General features: G+C 69.6%; 14 protein-coding genes and 1 tRNA gene. 9 read left to right on the top strand and 6 right to left on the bottom strand.

Annotated features, from left to right (window positions below):
- Nucleotides 1–6 precede the first annotated feature (6 nt).
- Nucleotides 7–639, bottom strand: coding sequence for a TetR/AcrR family transcriptional regulator (locus NDW01_RS16870; protein WP_252821603.1), 633 nt, complete (start codon nucleotides 637–639; stop codon nucleotides 7–9).
- A gap of 71 nt (nucleotides 640–710) precedes the next feature.
- Between NDW01_RS16870 and NDW01_RS16865 the strand changes: the two genes are divergently transcribed.
- The 3 genes from NDW01_RS16865 (at nucleotide 711) to NDW01_RS16855 (ending at nucleotide 2909) form a co-directional block, all read left to right on the top strand.
- Nucleotides 711–1310, top strand: coding sequence for a peroxiredoxin-like family protein (locus NDW01_RS16865; RefSeq protein ID WP_252821601.1), 600 nt, complete (start codon nucleotides 711–713; stop codon nucleotides 1308–1310).
- 139 nt (nucleotides 1311–1449) lie between these two features.
- Nucleotides 1450–2013, top strand: coding sequence for a DJ-1/PfpI family protein (locus tag NDW01_RS16860; protein WP_252781181.1), 564 nt, complete (start codon nucleotides 1450–1452; stop codon nucleotides 2011–2013).
- A 116-nt stretch (nucleotides 2014–2129) separates the two neighbouring features.
- The gene (locus tag NDW01_RS16855; RefSeq protein WP_252821599.1) at nucleotides 2130–2909 is read left to right on the top strand and encodes an IclR family transcriptional regulator; all 780 of its coding nucleotides are present in this window, start codon (nucleotides 2130–2132) and stop codon (nucleotides 2907–2909) included.
- A gap of 153 nt (nucleotides 2910–3062) precedes the next feature.
- On the opposite strand, the gene NDW01_RS16850 is transcribed toward NDW01_RS16855, so the two are convergent.
- The gene (locus tag NDW01_RS16850; RefSeq protein ID WP_252821597.1) at nucleotides 3063–4148 is read right to left on the bottom strand and encodes a phosphatidylinositol-specific phospholipase C domain-containing protein; all 1086 of its coding nucleotides are present in this window, start codon (nucleotides 4146–4148) and stop codon (nucleotides 3063–3065) included.
- A gap of 481 nt (nucleotides 4149–4629) precedes the next feature.
- Nucleotides 4630–5472, bottom strand: a complete 843-nt coding sequence (locus NDW01_RS16845; protein WP_252821595.1) for a helix-turn-helix transcriptional regulator — start codon at nucleotides 5470–5472, stop codon at nucleotides 4630–4632.
- Nucleotides 5473–5573: 101 nt separating this feature from the next.
- Between NDW01_RS16845 and NDW01_RS16840 the strand changes: the two genes are divergently transcribed.
- The 5 genes from NDW01_RS16840 (at nucleotide 5574) to NDW01_RS16820 (ending at nucleotide 12377) form a co-directional block, all read left to right on the top strand.
- A complete protein-coding gene (locus NDW01_RS16840; protein ID WP_252821593.1) occupies nucleotides 5574–6338 on the top strand; it encodes an SDR family oxidoreductase in 765 nt (254 codons plus the stop codon).
- A 956-nt stretch (nucleotides 6339–7294) separates the two neighbouring features.
- Nucleotides 7295–8902, top strand: a complete 1608-nt coding sequence (locus NDW01_RS16835) for an FAD-dependent oxidoreductase (protein ID WP_252821591.1) — start codon at nucleotides 7295–7297, stop codon at nucleotides 8900–8902.
- Nucleotides 8902–10191, top strand: a complete 1290-nt coding sequence (locus NDW01_RS16830) for an aminotransferase class III-fold pyridoxal phosphate-dependent enzyme (RefSeq protein ID WP_252821589.1) — start codon at nucleotides 8902–8904, stop codon at nucleotides 10189–10191. Before NDW01_RS16835 ends, NDW01_RS16830 begins: the two co-directional genes overlap by 1 nt.
- A gap of 21 nt (nucleotides 10192–10212) precedes the next feature.
- Nucleotides 10213–11148, top strand: coding sequence for a sulfotransferase family protein (locus NDW01_RS16825; RefSeq protein ID WP_252821587.1), 936 nt, complete (start codon nucleotides 10213–10215; stop codon nucleotides 11146–11148).
- Nucleotides 11145–12377: an MFS transporter gene (locus NDW01_RS16820; protein WP_252821584.1), complete on the top strand. Its 1233-nt coding sequence runs from the start codon at nucleotides 11145–11147 to the stop codon at nucleotides 12375–12377. Before NDW01_RS16825 ends, NDW01_RS16820 begins: the two co-directional genes overlap by 4 nt.
- An 830-nt stretch (nucleotides 12378–13207) precedes the next feature.
- Here the strand turns inward: NDW01_RS16820 and NDW01_RS16815 are convergent.
- Both NDW01_RS16815 and NDW01_RS16810 read right to left on the bottom strand, forming a co-directional pair.
- Nucleotides 13208–13284 (bottom strand) — tRNA-Pro (locus NDW01_RS16815).
- Nucleotides 13285–13440: 156 nt separating this feature from the next.
- Entirely contained in the window at nucleotides 13441–14343 is a 903-nt protein-coding gene (locus NDW01_RS16810; RefSeq protein ID WP_252821583.1) for a metallophosphoesterase, read from the bottom strand.
- Between the two features lie 66 nt (nucleotides 14344–14409).
- Between NDW01_RS16810 and NDW01_RS16805 the strand changes: the two genes are divergently transcribed.
- Nucleotides 14410–14859 carry a GatB/YqeY domain-containing protein gene (locus NDW01_RS16805; protein ID WP_252821582.1) on the top strand — a complete coding sequence of 150 codons (450 nt, stop codon included), beginning with the start codon at nucleotides 14410–14412 and terminating at the stop codon, nucleotides 14857–14859.
- Nucleotides 14860–14958: 99 nt separating this feature from the next.
- Here the strand turns inward: NDW01_RS16805 and NDW01_RS16800 are convergent, their stop codons facing one another.
- Nucleotides 14959–17283: a penicillin-binding protein gene (locus NDW01_RS16800; protein ID WP_252821581.1), complete on the bottom strand. Its 2325-nt coding sequence runs from the start codon at nucleotides 17281–17283 to the stop codon at nucleotides 14959–14961.
- Nucleotides 17284–17408 lie beyond the last annotated feature (125 nt).

Below are 17408 nucleotides of genomic sequence, written 5' to 3'. Positions count from 1 at the left end.
CGGGCCTCAGGCGCCGTCCGTACGGGCCTCGCGCTCCAGCCCGGTCAGCAGCACCGCGAGGCCCGCGCGGAACTCCTCGTCCGCCGGCACCCCCGCCGCCAGCCGCCCCGTCTCGGCCATCAAGGGGAACTCCCCGGCCGGCAGGGCGGCGATCCGGCGGGTGCCCGCACCCGACAGCGGGCCGAGGTGCTCCAGCTGGATCGCCCCGACCACGTAGGCGATCAGGCTGCGGAGCGCGATGACGCGGCGCTCACCGTCGACCCCCGCCTCGGTGAGGATGCCGAGCACCGTCTCCGCCCAGCGCAGGTTGCTCGGTGAGCTCTGCCGGTGGGTGAGCGTCAGCGGCACCACCTCCGGGTGCGCGGCGACCGCGTCCCGTACGCGCTCCACCATGGTCACGAGTCGCTCCCGCCACGGCCCGCCGGCCGGTGGCGTGGTGTCGACCGCGCCGAGCACGCGTTCGACGATGAGCGCTTCCAGCTGCTCGCGATCGTCGACATAGCGGTAGAGGGACATCGTCCCCGTCCCGAGCTCCCTGGCGACGGCGCGCATGGTCAGGGCGGCGAGCCCGTCGCGGTCGATGACCGCGAGCGCGGCCGCGGCGATCTGCGACTCGGTGAGCGAGCGTGGGCGTGGCATGGTCCAGAGAGCGTACAAGGTACGCGCACGGATGTTAGCGTATGTTGTACGCCTACAAGGGAGGTGTCACGATGACCGCATCCGGCGATGCACGGAAGGTCCACCCCGGCAGCGTCATCCAGGACCGTGAACTCACTCCGGTCATCGGCTCCACACTCCGGCTCCTGGCGCCGGGACGCCTCGTCCACCTGCAGTTCCGCCGCTTCGCGGGCTGCCCGGTCTGCAACCTCCACCTGCGGTCGATCATCCGCCGCCACGCCGAGATCGAGGCGGCCGGCGTCCGGGAGGTGGTCCTCTTCCACTCGCCCGCCGAGGAGTTGCGCGAGTACGTCGCGGACCTTCCGTTCCCCGTCGTCGCCGACCCCGGCAAGCGGATGTACGTGGAGTTCGGCGTCGAGTCGGCCAAGCGCGCACTCCTGCACCCGCGCGCCTGGGGACCGATCACGCGGGCGGTGCTGCGCAGCACCTGGGCGATCGCCCGCCGCCGCGAGCGCCCGCCCGCGGCGATCCCGCACGGCGGCCGGTTCGGCCTCCCGGCCGACCTCCTCATCGCCGAGGACGGCACGGTCGTCGCCTGCAAGTACGGCGAACACGCCTACGACCAGTGGTCCGTCGACGAACTCCTCGCCCTGGCCTCCCGCGCTCCGGCACTCCGTGAGCAGTGCCGTTGAGGATCGCGTGGGAGTGGTGAGCGCGTAGGTGATTTGTCCGTTTTTCCGGCGGGTGGAATCTCCGCTGTTGACCTTGTGAGCAGGGGCGGGACACGATCGGTCGTACGGTGTTTCCCCACAGTCACGGAGGTGCTGCACCATGCCGAAGGTGCTGATCGTCACGGGCGACGCGGCCGAGGACCTGGAGGTCATGTACCCGTACCAGCGGCTCCTGGAAGAGGGGTACGAGGTGCACATCGCCGCTCCGACGGCGAAGAAGCTGCAGTTCGTCGTGCACGACTTCGTGGACGGCTTCGACACGTACACCGAGAAGTTCGGTCGCATGTGGCCGGCCGACGTGGCGTTCGCGGACGTCGACCCGGCGGACTACGCCGCACTGGTGATCCCCGGCGGTCGCGCGCCCGAGTACATCCGCGGCGACGCCGAGTGCCTCCGCATCGTCCGGCACTTCGCCGAGGAGGGCAAGCCGATCGCGGCGCTGTGCCACGGCCCGCTCGTGCTCGCCGCCGCGGGCGTCCTGGGCGACCGCTCCTCCAGCGCCTACCCGGCGCTCGCGCCCGACGTCGAGGCGGCCGGCGGTTCGTTCGTGGACAGCGAGGCGCACATCGACGGCTCGATCGTCACCGGCCGCGCCTGGCCGGACCACCCCGCCTGGATGCGCGAGTTCCTCAAGATCCTGCGGGTCGCCGCCCCCGTCGGCTGACGGGACGCCCCTCCCGTCCGCGCGCTGTGCCGCACCGGCGCGGTGCGCGGGCCCTGGGGGATGACGCCGCCGCTCGGGTGTCCTACGCTGCGGACACGCCCGAGGGAGGTGCCGCGATGACCGTGGAGACCGACGAGCGCCGGCCGGTGCCCGACGGCCTGGTGGGCTCGGTGCAACGCGCCCTTCGCGTCCTCGAAGCGGTCGCGTCGGCCGGAGACGGGGTCACCGCCAAGGCGGTCGCCCGCCGGTGCGGGTTCAAGCTGTCGACGACGTACCACCTCCTGGGCACACTGGTCCACGAGGGTTACCTCGTCCGGCTGCCGAACGCCCGCGGGTACGGCCTGGGCTACCAGGTGGCCGGCCTCCACCAGCGGCTGCACGAGCAGTTGCTGCCGGGCCCCGGCGTGGCCGACGCGCTCCGGCACGCGCACCGGGTCGGCGGCACGGCGGTCTACTTCAGCGTGCTGCGCGACGCGCACCTCGTGGTCGCCGACGTCGTCGACTCACCGCGTACGCCCCGGGTCCGCCCGCTGGACGTGGGATTCCACGAGGCGGCGCACGCGACGGCGTTCGGCAAGGTCCTCCTGGCCTACCTCCCGGCCGGCCGGCGCCGTGACTACCTGGTCGGCGCCGGGCTGCGCCGGCTGACGAGCCGGACCGTCACCCGGCTCGCGGACCTGGAGGACCAGCTGGCGCGGGTCCGTGCCACCGGAGTCGCCGACGAGATCGAGGAGTTCCGCCCCGACCTGGCCTGCGTGGCGGCCGCGGTCCGCGACGATCGCGGCGCGGTCGTGGGCGCGGTGGCCGCCTCGGCCCCGGCACCGTACTTCGGCGCCCATCGCGACCGAATGATCGAGGCCGTACGACAGGGCGCCGACCTGCTCAGCCCCTGCTGAGCCGCTGCCCCGGCGCGGCCGGGGACCACTCCGGGTCGGCTGTGGGCTGCTCTGGGTCGGAGGGCGCGCTCCGGGTCGGCTGTGGGCTGCGCTGGGGCGGTCGGCCCCTGCGCCGGCGCAGGGGCCGCCACGAGGGGCGGCCCCGGGCCGGGATCAGCTCGCCGACGCGGCGCCGCGGTTCAGCACCTGGGACAGCACGCTCGACAGGCCGTACCAGTCGCAGGAGACGACGGTCGCGTGGTCCGCGGCCAGCTTGGCCACCCGGGCCTGGGCGTCGGGCACCGGCGGGTCGTACTGGTCGATCGCGGGCGAGACGTTGTGCGCGTCGGTCATGGTCAGCAGGTAGTGGTTCGTGTCGTACCAGGACGTGTCGACGCCGTTGACGTACGTGGCGGCGTCGCCGTCGAAGACGACGAACCACGGCCGGATCGAGGTGTCGGCGTACTGCGTGCGCGGGTCGCCGGAGGCCGCGCCGAGGACGGCGGGGAACGTCGTCGCGGTCGCCGTCCTGCCCGCGGAGCGGAGGTTGTTCAGGTACGTGGCGTACTCCACGTCCGTGTGCAGCGTGTCGGTGGGATTGCCCAGCTCGACCGTGCCCGGGATGACGTACATGATGATCTTCCCGGCGAGCGCGGCGCGGCTCGGCCAGGCGTTCGCCCTGGCGGCCTCATCGAGACTGGCGTAACCGCCCAGGAGGTCGGCGGGCCGATACAGAACGCTTCCGACATGAGAATTGACCTCGGAGTCGAACGCCGCAGGCCCCATACCGTAGTTGTTCTGGAATCCGGCCTTGAGCTCGACCTTGACGTAGATCGGTCCCTTTCCGGGGTGCGCGGCCAGCCAGTACTTGATGTCGTCGAGGCACGATCCGAGGTCCTTGTTCGCGCTGCCCGAGTAGATGTCGGACGGGCTCGACGCGTCCACGCAGTTGTTCTTGTTGCTGGTCAGCGAATCGTGGCTGACCTTCCACTCGCGGGTGAAGACGTCGTCCCAGGCGTCGAGCTCGACCATCGACGCGCCGGCGTCGAGGGCCTTGGCCAGGTACGGGTACGCGTCGGGGTTGTAGGTGTTGTGCACGCCGACCACGGTCGTCTGCGCCAGCGACACGTCCGCCCGTGCCGTCCGCGCCGACAGGACCGAGCCGCCCACTCCGAGCGCTACCGCCAGCATGGCGGCCGCGGCCACCGCGACGCACCGTCGAAGGCCGACCAGCATCTCGCCTCCAAGTTTCAGCTCCACGAGGGGGAACGCTAAACCGGTACGGTGAGGAAGAAAGAGCGTACGGATGAATATTTAGCCGGTTCGCGGCCATGGAGGAAGAGGCATTCGATCGCCGAGGTGAAGTCGATTCTGTCAACCTCAGGATCCGCCAAGTAGAGACTCTGATCTCCGTATGAACTCACCAATTGACGCGGGCATCCCGGGCCAGTATTGGGCCGAGTGAGGGCAGTTTCATACGCGGATTCGGGACGAAGGTCCCGTGGCCCGGGACGTTGGTCCCTTGAGGCGGGAGACGTACCGGGGCAGAGTGGGAATCGGCCTACGGGACGTGCGAGGGAGCTCGACCGAACGGATCGCCAGGACGGGATCCCTAGGGAACGGGCTGAGAGGCCGTAGGAGCCGAGAGGCTCCTCAACGGCGACCCCCACAACCTGACCCGGACAATGCCGGCGCAGGGAAATCGCCCTGTAGGTCCTTATTTGCGCGCGGGCCGGCCGTCTCAGGTCTCGGCGAAGCGATGGTGCCCGACCACCCCGAGCAGCCGCAGCTTCTCGTGGTCCTCGGTGTTCGGGGCGGCGGTGAGCACGAGCAGCGCCTGCGACTGGTCCTCGGTGAACAGCACCTGACAGTCCACCTCGATCGGGCCGAGTTCGGGATGGACGAGCGTCTTGTGATCCTCGAAACGCTTGGCCACCTCGTGCCGCTCCCACAACGCGGCGAACTCCGTACTCGCCTTCTGCAGCGCCCGTACGAGGTCGCCCGCCGGCGAGTGCGGGCCCATCGACCCGTAGGCCGCTCGCAGGTTCGCGACCTGGGCGCGGCTCTGCCGGTCCCGGTCGTTCTCGGGATAGCGCAGCCGCTCCGAGGGATCGGTGAACCACCGGTAGGTCTCACTACGGGCGAGGCCCGTGTAGCCCGACTTGTCGCCGAACAGCGCCTCGGCCATCCGGTTCTGCACGAGCGTCTCGCCCAGGTTCGACAGGATGAGCGCCGGGGTGTCCGACAGGCGGTCCAGCACCCGCAGCAGCGCGGGGGCGACGTGCGTCGCGGCCGACATCGGCGCCGGCGGGTTCTGCCCGGCCACCTGGAACAGGTAGTCGCGCTCGTCGCTCGACAGCCGCAGCGCCCGGGCGAGCGATGCGAGCATCTGCTCGCTCGGCTGCGGACCGCGCTGCTGCTCCAGCCGCGTGTAATAGTCGGTCGACATCACGGCGAGGGCCGCGACCTCCTCCCTCCGGAGACCGGGAGCCCGGCGGCGCGCACCCTCGGGAAGCCCGACGTCCTCGGGGCGTAGCGCGTCGCGGCGGCGACGCAGGAAGTCCGCGAGTGCTGCACGATCCATGCACCCATTATTCGGCCGGCGCCCCGGGGCGAACCAGGGATCGCCGATCCCCCGATGACCGCTCTCTGTACGCAGCGTGTTCGACCGGCGAGTCTGAAGCCATGGACATCACCGGAAACACCATCTTCATCCCCGGCTCCACCAGCGGGATCGGTCTCGCCCTCGCCCTCGAACTCCAGGCCAAGGGCAACACCGTCATCGTCGGCGGCCGCCGTACCGAACTGCTGGAACAGATCGCCGCCGAGCACCCCGGCATCGACACCGTGCAGATCGACACGGCGGACGCCGCGAGCATCGAGGCCGCCGCGAAGCAGGTCCTGGCCAGGCACCCGGACCTGAACGTCCTCATCGCGATGGCCGGCATCATGAAGATCGAGGACTGGCGCCGGCCCGAGTCGTTCCTGGCCTCGGCCGAGTCCGTCGTGACGACCAACGTGCTCGGCCCGATCCGGCTGATCGCCGCGTTCATCGAGCACCTGCAGGAGCAGCCGGACGCCACGATCGTCACGGTCTCCTCGGGTCTGGCGTTCACGCCGCTCAAGGTCACGCCGAGCTACAACGCGTCGAAGGCCGCCATCCACATGCTGAGCGAGTCGATCCGGCTGCAGCTCGCCGATACGAGCGTGAAGATCGTGGAGCTCGAGCCGCCGGCCGTCCGCACCTCGCTGCTGCCCGGCCAGGAGGAGAGCGAGTTCGCGATGCCGCTCGACGAGTTCGTGACGGAGGTCATGGAACTGCTCGAGAGCCGGCCCGACGCCAAGGAGATCCAGGTCGAGCGGGTGAAGTTCCTGCGCTACGGGGAGGCCCGCGGCGACTACGACCAGGTCGTCGCCACGCTCAACTCCTCCGACCCGCACGGGAAGTGAACACGCGCCCGCAGGCGTCGGCCACGGACTCCGTGGCCGTGGCCGACGCCGACGGCCGACGCAGCGGACGCCGGCCGGGGCCCGTCACGTCGACCGACCGGCCGCTCATACGAACTGTTTTCGCAACAGACTTCCTCGGATGCGCGACGAGCGGGTGGAGCGGGTGCCGTCGTCGGTCCCCGATCAGCCGATGCCGAGGGACTGCTCTGCGGAGACCCAATTGCCGGCCATGACACCTTGTGCCGCGGTGAGGCGGCACAGACCGCCCGAAGCATGTCCTGATCCACTTTCTTCTTCCGCGCCGCGGTCTCGGGCCATGGGACGGGCCCGGGTCGCATCCGGTCGTCGGGTAGTTCGACTCGTTCACGCCAGAGGTGACCACGCCCGGCGGCACAGCCAGCCGGGGTACTGGTCCGGTGGCATCCCTCCGAGCGAGCATCCCCCCGGCGGCCTGCCAAGGACCGGCCGCTCGCCGGGCGCAATGTCTTCCACTGATACCGGCTCATTCCTCGATGATCCCGCCGCGTCCGGAGTGTGGCTGCGCTTCCCGGATGTCCTCGCACTTCCGGCGGTGGTCGGTGAGACCTTCCCCTATCCGTCAGTGGCGGCCGGAGTCGAGGCGCCGACCCGCACGGCCCATTCGAAACCACGAATGGTTTCCATGGAATTCCCCTCCTGAAGGTGGGTTATTCGACGTTGGCCCCGCGTGTGACTGCCGTTCACCGATAAGTCATATACGCCACAGAAAAGCCGCATGTGACGCAGGCCACAATGGGCTTCGTCCTCGCAGGCCATATCGGCGTTTCGTCTGACCTGTCGGGTGACGTGGCAGATCGGTCCGTTGACCGCCTCCAGCATGATCGTTAACATCGGTGAAATCAGCTAGTCAACACGGCAGTAAAGCTGTCGAAACACACTAATGTCGAGGCCGATTGCGTGCGATAGCAGGAGGGTTAATGCACCTGTCCGACGTCGACGTCTGCATCATCGGAAGTGGAGCGAGCGGCTCGATCGCGGCGAACGTCCTGGCCCGCAACGGCTTGCGGGTATTACTCCTTGAAGAAGGTGAACGGCTCCCCAAAGGCGCCAGTCTTGCCGCAGCGGAGGTCGGTTGGGAAGCCGCCTACGTACGAGATGGTCAGGGGAATCTGTCGCCTACGGGCCGTCCGTGGACGGCATGCGCCCTCGGGGGCGGCACGGCGCTGTACGCCGGGATATCCTTTCGTCTCCGCGAAGTGGATTTCGACGCCCGGCGGTTCGTCGCATCCGACGCGCTCGATCCGCAATGGCCCATTCGGTACGGCGACCTGCGCCCGTATTACGACGAGATCGAGCGGACGATAGGGATCGTGCGGCGACCGGGAGCCGACCCGCTCGAGCCGCCTTCGCCCAGTGAGTCGCTGCCCGCCCACCCCTACAGCCTTCCAGGCCGGATGCTCGCGCGGGCGGGGGAGAATCTCGGGCTCCGGCCGTTCCCCACTCCGCTCGCCGTGAACAGCGTGCCGTACCGTGGCCGGCCGGCGTGTCACTGGTGCGGGCCCTGCAACGAACACGTCTGCCCGACGGGCGCCCGCGTCGACGTCGCCGCGGGACTGCTCCGCGCCGCCGATGGTGCGCTGACCGTCGCGACCCGCAGCCGTGCCGTACGGATCGACCTGGCGCACCCGGACCGGGCCGGTTCCGTCGAGTGGCTGGATCTGCGGTCCCGGACCCGGCGGCGGACCCGGGCACGCTGCGTCGTGCTGGCCGCCAATGCGGTGCAGTCGGCGGCGTTGCTGCTGCGCTCGACGAGCCGCTGGGCTCCCGCCGGCATCGGGAACGACCACGGGATGCTGGGGCGCGGCCTCTCCTTCAAGGTCAGCGGTTATGCGGTGGGGGCGGCCTGCGCGCCCGGCGCGGCCGACCGGACGGCCTACGGACCGCACTCGACCGTCGCCCTCTCGGACCACTACCTCGCCGCCGACTGTGCTTCCGGCCTCGGCGGCCTCCTCTACGAGGCGAGCCCGGAGGCCCGCGGCGTGAGCCTGGGCCGCATCTCTCTGCGGGTCCACTACGTGGCGGCCGACCAGCCGATGGCCGGCAACCGGGTGCGGCTGGCGAACACCAGGGACCGCTTCGGCGTGGAGCGGATCGTCCTGGACTACCGCTCACATCCGGTCGACCGGCGCAGGCTCGGCCACCTCGCGGAACGTGCCACGGACCTGCTGTCCGCCGCGGGCGCCGAGGACCTACGGCAGGAGCCATCGGGCTACGAACGCGGCAGCCGCCACCTGCACGGCGGCTGCCGGGCCGGCACCGACCCCGCCACCTCGGTCGTCGACGCGGGCGGGCGGGGCCATGGGGTCGACAACGTCTACGTGATCGACGGGGGCTACTTCCCTTTCGCCGGTGGAGTCAATCCGACGTTCACCATCCAGGCGAACGCCCTGCGTATTGCGTACGAACTGGTACGGCGATTGACCGGCAGGCCGCCACGGGCGCGGCTCTCCCTGAACCTCGAACCCGACCGCCGACCCACTCGTACGACGGATGACCGAGTCTCGGTAGCCCAAGGAGCGCAGTGATGCGGACGGCACGGCAAGACCCCGGCGGCGCGGATCTACTGAGGCGGGCGAAGGCGGTGACGGCGGCCGAGACCTGGGACCTCAACCGGCGCTTTCCCTTCGTCATGGACCGCGCCTCGGGTGCGCACATCTGGGACGACAGAGGAAATCGCTATGTCGATTTCACCTCGTGCAGCGGCGCGGCTCCGCTCGGCGCCGGATACGGCCCCGTCGTCGAGCACACGATCAGTGAACTACGCCGCACGGGCGGTATCGTCGCCGGGCCTCTTTCCACGCTCAGGGTCGAGGTCGCCGAACGCCTGGTGGACTTGTTTCCCTGCGCCGAGCGCGCCATCTTCTTCCGCACCGGATCATGCGCCACGACCGCGGCGGTCCGGCTGGCCCGCGTGTACTCGGGAAAACGCCGCGTACTGACCAGCGGGTACCACGGGTGGCACGACTGGCAGTTGCAGTACCGGCCCGCGATGGCGCTGCCGGACAGGGACCCGGACACCGTCGACTTCGGATATGACCTCGAACGCTTGACGGACCTTCTGGCAGAGGACACCGCCGCGGTCATTCTCACTCCAGAGGTCAATTTCTTCCCACCCGCCTATGTCGCCGAACTCGAAGTCCGCGTCAAGCGCCACGGGGCACTGCTGATCCTCGACGAGGTCATGACGGGCTTCCGCTACGCCCGCGGCGGCTACCACGCGGCCACGGGCGTCGAACCCGACCTGATCACGGTGAGCAAGGGCCTGGCCAACGGCGTCGCGCTCTCGGCGGTGCTGGGCCGGGCCGCGGTGATGCGCGCCGACGAACGCACGTACCTCGGCAACACCTACCAGCGAGAGGTGACGCCGTTCGCCACCGCCATGGCCACCCTGGACGCGCTGGCCGACGGAGACGCGCTCGGCACGATCGAGCACGTCGGCAGGCGGCTGATCGGCGCGCTCGAGGAGGCGTTCGCCGCCGCGGGAGTGCAGGCATGGGCGTTCGAGCGCCCTTCGATGTTCGACGTCGTGTTCGCCGACCCGGAACTCGGCCACGAGTTCTTCCAGGGGCTCTGGAACCGTGGGTACCTGATGCAGTACGGCGGCCGGTTCATGCCGTCCGCGGCCACGGAGGACGAGGACATCGAGGGATTCCGCACCGCCGCGGTCGAGGTCCTCACGGAGAAGGCCGCTGAGCGGGACGGCGGTGGGAAGGCCGCGTTCATCGACGCGGCCGGCCGTTTCGGTGAGGAGTACTTCGCGGCGACCGAGCGGGCGATCCGTACGTGGTCGCGTCCGCCGGTGCCGAGTGCATAGCCCACGACGATTGGAGATCCGATGCGTGCACCTCTGACCTCCGACCCCGTGCTCCTGGGCGGGGAGAACCGCTCCGGCACCACGGTGCTCAGCGTGGTCCTCGACTCCCATCCCGACCTTGTGATCGGGCCGGACATCGACTTCCTGGAGCCGCCGGACCTGGGCCCGCACATCGTCGAGGCCTGCGACCTGCTCTCCCGTTCCGACCCGCGAGTGCTCGGGCCGGGCACCGACACGAACGACCCCTTCTGGTACGACGGCGCGCACTTCGTGAAGCAGTGCCAGCGGTTCGGCGTCGAGTTCGCCGAGTTGCGCTCGCTGGTGGAACAGACCATGGCCGAACTGGGCAGCGACCTGTCCGACTTCGTCGACCGCTGCCGGCTCATCGACCGGATCGGGGAGCACCGGCGCGCGCAGACCGGCGCCGCACGGTGGGGGTTCAAGCTGCAACGCAAGATCGCGCGGGTGGACGACTACGCCAGGCTGTGGCCGAACGCGCACTTCGTGCACATCATCCGCGACGGACGCGACGTGGCGTCCTCGCACCTCAAGACCGTGCCGTGGGGCTACGGCGCGGTCGAGGAGGCCGCCAGGGGCTGGCTCGAGGTGGTGGCCAGGCCGCACACCGTGGCCGATCCCGAGCGGTACCTCGAGATCCGCTACGAGGACCTGACGGCGGACCCGGCGACCGTCCTCCGCCGTGTCACGGAGCACATCGGGCTGCCGTGGGACGACGCGCTGCTCGACCACGCCGCACTGCCGCACACCTTGTTCGCCAACCCCTGGGGGCATCCCGCGGCCGAGGCCGCCGCGCGTCCGCTGGCCACCGGCCGGGCCGGGCGCTACCTCACCGATCTGACGCCGGAGCAGATCGCCGAGTTCGAGGCGATCGCCGGCGCCGAGCTCCAGCGTCTCGGCTACGACCTGCAGACCGTGCCGCGAATCGTCACCCGATGAGGGTGGGCGAGCGGGCCTTCCTGCGGGTGTGGCTGGCACAGAGCGTCTCGCTGATGGGGTCGCAGATCACGCTCATCGCCCTCCCGCTGACCGCGATCACGCTCTTCGCGGTGTCTCCGGGGCAGATGGGCGTCCTGGTGGCGTGCGGCCGGCTGCCCTACCTCGTGTTCGGCCTGGCCGTGGGGGTGTTCGTCGACCGTACGTCCCGGCGGCGGCTGGTCGTCACGGCGAATGTCGGTCTCGCCGCGGTGGTGGGCACCGTGCCGCTGGCGGCGCTCGGCGACCGGCTCCATCTCTGGTGGCTCTACGCCGTGGCGGCGGTGGCCGGCACCCTCACCGTGCTGTTCGACGTCGCCTTCCTCGCCTACGTGCCCGAGGTGACGCCCCCCGAACGGCTGCCCCGCGCGCAGAGTCTGCAGGAGGTCAGCCAGTCGCTGGCGCTCGTGCTCGGCCCGCCGCTGGCCGGCGCCCTCATCGCCCGGCTGGGACCGCCGCTCGCCATCAGCGGAGACGCCCTGAGCTTCGTCATCGCGGCACTGGTCATCGCGCTTCCGATGCCCAGTGTCCCGCGGCGGCCGGTCAGGGCGCTCTCCGACGGGGTGTTGGTCGAGGTACGGAAGGGAGCCGTCTCGGTCCTCGGCGACCCCGTACTGCGGAACGTGACGTCGGCGACCTGCCTCCTCTATATCGCCAACACCATGTTCACCGCCGTCTACCTGCTGTTCCTCACGCGCTCCGTGCACTTGGGAGCGCTGGCGATCGGGCTGGTCATGGGCGTCGGGGCGGTCGGCGGGATCATCGGTGCCGGCGTCGCGCCGTGGCTCGGCCGAAGGATCGGGACCGGGAGCCTGCTCGGCTGGGCGCTGCTGGTGTGCGCCTCCGGTCTCGCCCTGGCGCCGCTCGTGGTCCGGCCGCTGTGGGCGGCCGTCGCCGTCGCGACCGTCTCACAGCTCGTGAACTGGTTCGGCCAGCAGGTGTACAACGTGCATCAGGTCCCCATCCGGTACCTGCGAACCCAGCAGGCCCTGCACGGCCGGGTGAACGCCACCATCAAGACCATCACCTGGGGCGGGTCATCGCTCGGCGCGGCGATCGGCGGCTGGGCGGCCGGGCTCCTCGGCGTCCGTCCCGTACTGCTGGTGAGCGCCGTCGTCGCGGGCGCGGCGGGTCTGGCCCTGATGAGCCCGGCCACCGCCCGGCTGCGCCTCGGTGAACAGCTCGGCTCGTAGGCGCTGCCGTACGGCACGGAAAAGGGCCACTTCCGATGATCGGAAGTGGCCCTTCACCTGGGTCGGGGTGGCGGTGTCCAGTCTCAGGACATAGGAAACCCATGTCTCAAGACATAGGAAACCCGAGCGCCGGAGGGCATCTGCCCGCACTGCGGCCAACCCGGTTGCGTCCCCGGACGTGGTGTACGAGTTTCCGCTGTTCAGAGGCGTGGCATCGTGAACAGAGTCCCGGAGTTGGCAGCTATCGAGAGCAGGTCGAAGGCGAGCTGTTTCGACACACCGAGCCGGGCGCGGAGCGCGTCGCGGGGATCGGCCGACCGTGTCCGGAGCCCCTTCGACCGGTGGTTCGAACCCACGACCTCTACATCCCCAACTACGATCTCGGACGCGGCACTAGCTGCTCGCCGGATCCTCGAGCTCCTGCCGGGTGACCACCCGCACCTCCACGCACTCGGTAAACCAAGGATCACTGTGTGTGCTCTTGCGCCACTGATTCATGATCGGATCCCTTCGTCGCCGGCTTTCGACCCCGGATACCCGCCCTAACAGCGCGATTACCCCCAAGCCCGGCAAAGACCGTCTCGGGGATGGCCTACGGCATAAGGCACGGCGCGCCCATCAAGCGGATCGCGCGACTGGTCGGTCACACCAAACGACCGCGACTACCGAGGCCGTCTAACGGCAGGAGCTCCGCCCGGTCATCACAGGAGAAGCCGAGATCATCGGCAAGGCGTTCGGATCGAAGTCGGCCTGGCCAGAGGCGATAGGCGGCCTCTTAGGCCGCCAAATAGACAGAGGCCCTGTACCGTCGCGGTACAGGGCCTCTGGGCTGGTCGGGGTGGCGGGATTTGAACCCACGACCTCTTCGTCCCGAACGAAGCGCGCTGCCAAGCTGCGCTACACCCCGGTGGCTGCAGGTCGTCTTTCAACGCCTGCGCCTCGACGAGTCTAGCGGACTTTTGACCCTCTCCGCGCCACGGTTACCGCCGAACCGGCCTTTGATCCCTGGCGGATGCCGACCCTAGGGCGCAGTGGGTGCCAGGGATCAAGGTCGAAGCGCCGCTCAGGACGCCGGGACCAAGGTCAACAGCGAGGCCTCCGGGGGGCAGCAGAAGCGGACCGGGGCGTACGGGGAGGTGCCCAGACCGGCGGAGACGTGCAGCCAGGCGTCACCGTGCCGGCTGAGGCCCTTCACGCGGGCCCGGTCGATGCCGCAGTTGGTGACCAGGGCGCCGTACAACGGGACGCAGAGCTGGCCGCCGTGGGTGTGGCCGGCCAGGAGCAGCTGGTAGCCGTCGGCGACGAAGCGGTCGAGGTTGCGCGGCTCGGGCGAGTGCATGACGCCGATGCTGAGCGGGCCCTGGGCCGGGCCGGCGATCTCGTCGTACCGGTCCCTGTTGATGTGGGAGTCGTTGATGCCGCCGAGCCAGATCTCGGTGTCGCCCGCCTTGATCGTGCCGGTCGCGTTGTTGAGGTCGAGCCAGCCGGCGGCGGTCATCGCGGCGCCGAGCTCGCGGTACGGCAGGTCGGGGACGGTCCGCCGCTTGCTGTAGTCCTTCTGGCTCGTGCGCCAGAGGTAGCGGGCGGGGTTCTTCGGGACCGGGGAGTACATGTCGTTCGAGCCGTACACGAAGACGCCCGGACGGTCCAGCAGCGGCCCGAGCAGGTCGAGGAACGGGCCGATGGCGTCGCGGTGCGAGATCGAGTCGCCGGTGTTGACGACCAGATCGGGCTCGAGGGCGTCGAGCGCGCTGACCCATTTGATCAGCCGGCGGCGTCCCGGTGTCAGGTGCGTGTCGGAGATGTGCAGGATCTTGATGGGCCGCTGGCCGGGGGCGAGCACCGGCACGTCGTAGCGGCGGAGCCGGAACCAGTTGCGCTCGATGACCGACGCGTAACCGATGCCGGCGACCCCGGTGCCGAGGACGCCCAGGGGGACCGCGTATCTCTTTCGCACCCTCCCCATCGTGCCAGAACGACGCACCGATTATTGCCGGGCGCCGAAGCCCGTACGCAGGGCAAGATTGTTCCCATGTTGAAGGAGAAGCTGCAGGCCGACCTGTCGGCCGCGATGAAGGCACGCGATGAGGTGCGCACCCGCACCATCCGCATGGCGCTGACGGCCGTCACCAACGAGGAGGTCGCGGGCGAGCGGGCGCGCGAGCTCTCCGACGACGAGATCGTCAAGGTGCTGCAGCGGGAGGCCAAGAAGCGCCGCGAGGCGGCCGAGGCGTTCGCCGACGCGGGCCGTACGGAGCAGGCGGAGGCGGAGCGGGCCGAGGGCGTGGTCCTGGATGACTATCTTCCGGCCCAGCTGTCCGACGCCGAGCTGACCGAGCTGGTGGCCGCGACGATCGCGGAGATCGGCGCGGAGGGGCCGCGGGCGATGGGCCAGGTGATGAAGGCGGTCACGCCGAAGGTCGCCGGCCGCGCCGACGGCAAGCGGGTCTCGGGAGAGGTCAAGCGTCAGCTCGCCGGCTGACCGCTCTTCGCGCGTACGAGAAGGTTGAGGCTCTTCGCGCATACGAGAAGGTCCCGTCCCCGGCTCGGCCGGGGACGGGACCTTGTGCCGTTCTGAAGGTCAGTTGCCGAACGGCGGCCAGCTGAAGCCGCCGCCCTTCCTGCCGTTGCCGTTGCCGCGCTTGCCCTTGCCCTTGCCGTTTCCGTTGGCGTTTCCGGCGCCGACCGAGCCGCTGCCGTTGCTGACGAACAGGATGACGGTCGTGTCCTGGTCGGCCTGCTGTCCGCTGCTCGGTGAGGTGTAGACGACGGTGTTCGCGGGCTGGTTCGAGTCGACCGCGCGCGGCGAGATCTCCACGCTGAACCCGGCCTTCTCGATCTTCTGCTTGGCCTCCTGCACCGGCATGCCCTGGACGTCGGGGACCGTCTGCTGGTCGAGCGTCCCGAAGTCCTTCACCGGCGTGTGGAAGGAGGAGGCGCTCGTTCCGCGCAGCGCGCCGAGCATCGAGGCCCGCCAGATCGGCGCGACGTCCGCACCGTAGACGCCGTAGTTGCGGTGGCCCCAGGGCGCCTCCGGGTCGCCGTACCAGACGGCGGCCGCCAGGTCGGGGGTGTAGCCGGCGAAGACGGCGCAGGTGAAGCTCTCACAGGTGCCGGTCTTGCCCGCGGCGGGCCGGCCGAGGCCCTCACCCCGCGCGGTGCCCTTGGTGAGGACGCCCTGCAGGATGCTCGTGACCTCGTCGGCGACGTCGGTGTCGACCGCCTTGGTGCACTTGGCCTTGGGCACGTTGATCTTCTTGCCGTTCGAGTCGGTCACCTCGGTGATCGCGATCGGCGTGCAGTACTCGCCGCGTGCGGCGAAGCCGGCGTACGCGGCGGCGAGGTGGGTGACGTCGATCTCGTTGGTGCCGAGGACCTGAGCCGGGTTCTGCTGGAGCGGCTTGCCGTCCGCGCGCTTCATGCCGAAGTTCTGCGCCATCTTGACAGCGTCGCAGAGCCCGACCGACCTCTCCAGGTAGGCGTAGAAGGTGTTGATCGACTCCCAGGTCCCGGTGTCCAGGTTGGCGGACTTGGCCTTGGACTTCTCGGCGTTCTGGACGGGCCAGGGCTCGGAGCCGTTCCCCTTGCAGTCCCGGTATCCCGACACCGTGGTGCTGGTGGGCGCCGGGAAGGAGGTGCCGACGCTCATGCCCTTGTCGAGCGCGGCCGCCAGCGTGAAGATCTTGAAGGTCGACCCGGCGGAGTAGCCGAGGTTGCCGCCGTGCGCGTAGTCGGCGGCGAGGTTCAGCTGGGTCTCGCCCTTCCTGACGTTCGTGCCGTAGGTGCGGCTGACCACCATGGCCTTGATCTCACCGGTGCCGGGCTTGACCATGGCCTCGGTCGCGGTCCTGCTGTGGCTGGGACGCCTGCTGAGCGCCGCCTGCGCGGCCTTCTGCGCCTTCATGTCGATCGTCGTGCGGATCGTCAGGCCACCGCGGTACAGCAGCTTCTCCCGGTCTGTCTGCGTCTTGCCGAACGCCGGGTTGCCGAGGATCTCGTTCTTCACGTACTGGCAGAAGAACGGCACCTTGCTGTCGACGCAGTCACTCTTGGGCAGCTTGGGGTGCAGCTTGATCGGCTGCGCGGCCGCCTGGTCGGCCTGCTGCTTGGTGATCATCTTCAGCTCGGCCATGCGGTACAGCACGGTGTTGCGGCGATCACGGGCGTGGTCCGGGAAGATGGTCGGGTCGTAGTAGCTGGGGCTGTTGGTGATGCCGGCCAGCAGCGCCGCCTCCGGCAGGGTCAGGTCGGTGGCGTCCTTGCTGAAGTACCGCTGGGCCGCGGCCTGCACGCCGTACGCGCCGGCGCCGAAGTAGGCGATGTTGAGGTAGCCCTGCAGGATCTGGTCCTTGGTCAGGTGCTTCTCGACGTTCACGGCGTACCGCAGCTCGCGCAGCTTCCGGCCGAACGTCGGGGCCTTCGCGTCCGCGATCTCCTTGTCGTTGTCCGCGCTCTCGACCAGCAGGTTCTTCACGTACTGCTGGGTGAGCGTCGAACCACCCTGCTTGACCCCGCCCTCCTGGGCGTTGGTGACCAGCGCGCGGGCGGAGCCCTTCATGTCGAGGGGGCCGTGCTGGTAGAAGCGCGAGTCCTCGATCGCGACGACGGCCTTCTGCATGAGCGGAGAGACCTGGTCGAGGCGTACGGACTCGCGGTTGTGGTGGTAGAAGGTCGCGATGACCTGGCCGTCCGCGGAGTAGACCGTGGTGCGCTCCGGTGGCGGCTGGATGCTGAAGTCGGCCGGGAGTTTGTTGAAGCTGTCGGAGGCGTCCCGGGTCGCCATTCCCGCGCTGCCGACGGCCGGCAGGGCGAGGAAGCTGACCAGGACTCCGGCCACGAGTGCCGCCCCTATGAGGCGGAGCAGCTTGACGATGGCGTGTTCCCGGTCTGCTTTCTCAACTGTCACGCGACATAGGTTACGCGGGACGAGAGGTGCATATGGGGCACCCCGCCGAGCCAGATGACTAGTTCGTTGCCTTGCCATGGCCCGTAGGGGCTATCTCAAGAATGGACCCATCGGGGGCTGTTGAA

The organism is Actinoallomurus soli (genome assembly GCF_024055715.1).
GTDB classification, from domain to species: domain Bacteria; phylum Actinomycetota; class Actinomycetes; order Streptosporangiales; family Streptosporangiaceae; genus Actinoallomurus; species Actinoallomurus soli.
This window is presented reverse-complemented; position numbering and strand designations above follow the sequence as displayed.